The 2,934-nt window shown below is 45.7% G+C and carries 3 protein-coding genes; all 3 read left to right on the top strand.

Going from position 1 to position 2,934, the window contains the following annotated elements; genetic code table 11:
* The first annotated feature begins 165 nt into the window (after positions 1 to 165).
* Positions 166 to 840, top strand: a complete 675-nt coding sequence (locus V7L97_RS11940; RefSeq protein WP_333656275.1) for a c-type cytochrome — start codon at positions 166 to 168, stop codon at positions 838 to 840.
* Positions 841 to 852: 12 nt separating this feature from the next.
* Positions 853 to 2,247: a cbb3-type cytochrome c oxidase subunit I gene (locus V7L97_RS11935; RefSeq protein ID WP_333656272.1), complete on the top strand. Its 1,395-nt coding sequence runs from the start codon at positions 853 to 855 to the stop codon at positions 2,245 to 2,247.
* A gap of 66 nt (positions 2,248 to 2,313) precedes the next feature.
* Positions 2,314 to 2,934 (top strand): CopD family protein (locus tag V7L97_RS11930; RefSeq protein WP_333656270.1); only part of this gene is annotated, 621 nt, incomplete at its 3' end.

The raw sequence follows: 2,934 nt of genomic DNA, 5'->3' as shown, positions 1-2,934 counted from the left end.
TAAAAAACTTGACAATGTATTTGTATTCACTGCAATTACTACTATGATATAAATCATACCAGACTGGTGCTCCGATACGATAATGTAAAACACTCATTTTAAGAGGGGGTAGGATTCCCGAAAGGCACTATATTATAGTGCTCTTATAATCCTAAAGAGGTGTGTATGAGTAACAAGGCAGCACGGAATCTCTTCATCTACGGAAGTCTCTTCTTCTTTGTCATCTTTGTCATGCTAACCATTGACACAATGGGGAAGCTTGACAAGAGGGCTCCGGAGATTACGGAAGAGGTGAATGCAGGGAAAATGGTGTGGCACAAATACGATTGTATCGGTTGCCATACGATTCTGGGCAATGGGTCTTATTTTGCACCCGACATGACAAAAGTGGCAGAGAAAAAACCAAAGGACTATCTCAAACAGTTCCTGATGGACCCAAAATCAGTAAACACAAAGGCATCGATGCCCAAACTGGGAATAAGCTCGAAAGAGGCAGACGATCTGATAGCTTTCCTCGACTGGATATCCAGGGTTGATACCAATGGATGGCCGCCAAAACCGATACTCGCCACAGCAGCAGGGGTTGCTGTAAAGGAACTAACAGCAGGACAGAGAGTTTATCAATCGCAGAACTGCGCAAACTGCCATATGGTAAGCGGCATCGGCGGAACAACAGGGCCTGACCTCACTCATGTGGGAAGCAAAAGGGACAGGGCGTGGCTCTTTGGACACTTCAAGGATCCAAAGGCATACGTCCCCAACTCTGCAATGCCAGGCTACGGGCATATAAGTGAACAGGAATTGAACGACCTAACAGATTATATGGTTGCGCTTAAATAAGAGGTGGCATAAATGACTATAAAATACGAAAGTCAAAAAATAGCACAGAACTTCTATACATTTGCTGTGCTTTTGTTTCTTGTTCAGGTGGTTGTGAGCATAATCGCGGCGCTGCAGTTCATGTGGCCGGATTTCTTTATATTGAATTTCAATATAATAAGGTCGCTTCACATTAATGCAATGGTTGTCTGGCTGCTCGCAGGAATGATGGGAGCGACATATTATGTGGTCAGCGAGGAGTCCGATACAGAACTCTGGAGCGTTCCAATGGCGAACTTTCAATTCTGGGCTACTGTCGTAACAGTTGCCCTTGTGGTTCTTGGCTACATATGGATGGGCATTAATCCCCAGGCAAACAGCACTAATCTATTCGGCACCGGCGTGTTAAACGAAGGAAGGGAATACATCGAGGCGCCAAGATGGGCTGACATACTCATCGTGGTTTCGGTCCTGTTATTCCTCTTAAACAACTTCATGACAGTGCTTAAGACAAAAAAGTGGACAGGGATCCAGGGCACGCTCCTTGGAGGCTTGACAGTGCTTGCACTCATGTACTTGCCAGGTATGTTTTACACCAAAAGCATGGTAAAAGACCAGTTCTGGTGGTGGTGGGTGGTACATCTCTGGGTTGAGGGTGCATGGGAGATTATCGCAGGCGCTCTCCTGGCCTTCATGCTCATGAAAGTAGTTGGTGCAAAACGAGAAGTCGTCGAAAAATGGATGTACGTGGAAGTAGGACTGGTCATGTTTACAGGAATACTCGGCACAGGACATCACTACTACTGGATTGGAACTCCCGAGTACTGGTTATGGGTCGGAGGGATCTTCAGTTCCCTCGAGCCGATTCCCCTGCTCATCATGGTCTGGGACGCATTCAGGACAACAAGGGAAACGAGGGTTGTGACCAATAGGGCGGGGCTTTACTATACGGTTTCGCATGCCATATTCAACTTTGTTGGCGCAGGTTTGTGGGGTGTGATACATACACTTCCGCAGGTAAACAAATGGACGCACGGCACACAGATAACAACAGCCCACGGGCATCTTGCATTCTACGGCGCATATGTCCTGCTCGTGCTTGCAATGATATACATAACATTGCCTGCAATCAGGGGAGTCAAGGCATTCAATACATCGAGGGCATTTCAGTCATTCTGGTGGATGACGATTTCGATGGTATTCATCGTTCTCACAATAACAGGCGCTGGAATGGTGCAGACATACATGGAAAGGCTCATGGGTCTGGATTATGTTGCTGTTAAGACGAATTACAACCTATGGTTCTGGATATTGAGGGCCATATTCGGTGTCGGCTTCCTCTACGGAGTCTGGATATTTGCAGTCGATTACTTCAAACTGGGCAAGGAACCTGCCCCTGCTGTAGCACCCGCTCCTGAGAAGGCGTAATAACCCACAAGGGGGACTTTTGTCCCCCTTGTGAAATTCCCCTATAAAAAGGCTATAATTTCAACTATGAAAAGATGGCTTTTCAGTGTATCTCTCATCATTACAGCATTGTTTCTTCTTCCATCCATTTCTTTTGCTACAACAGAATATGCACGCCAGACAGGGATGTCATGTAAAGATTGTCATATCGACCCCATAGGAGGCGGTCCGCTTACACATGCGGGAAAACAATTCCTCGAAGATAGGAAAATAAAAGGGCTTTACAGGCCTCTCACAAGCACACAGAAGGTTGTGCGTTTTTTCATTGGTTACATTCATCTGATGACCGCGATAACATGGTTTGGAACTATCCTTTATGTCCATATACTCCTGAAGCCTGCGTATGCTGCAAGGGGACTTCCAAAAGGTGAACTATTTTTAGGCTGGCTGTCCATTATCATCCTTGCAATTACAGGTACGCTCCTTACCATATCGAGGATACCTGCATGGGAGGTCTTATACACTACAAGATTCGGGGTGCTATTAAGCATAAAGCTTATCCTCTTTATGATAATGGCGACAACAGCAGCCATAGTCACATTTGCAATAGGGCCGAAACTGAAAAGAAAGATTGCTGCAACCAATATCTCAGCAGGAAAGAAGGAATTTACCATTGAGGATTTACATAGCTTTGACGGAAAAGATGGA

The organism is Dissulfurispira sp. (assembly GCF_036745535.1).
Taxonomy (GTDB): Bacteria; Nitrospirota; Thermodesulfovibrionia; order Thermodesulfovibrionales; family Dissulfurispiraceae; genus Dissulfurispira.
The sequence above is the reverse complement of the archived record's forward strand: the minus strand, read 5'-3'. Positions and strand labels throughout refer to the sequence as shown.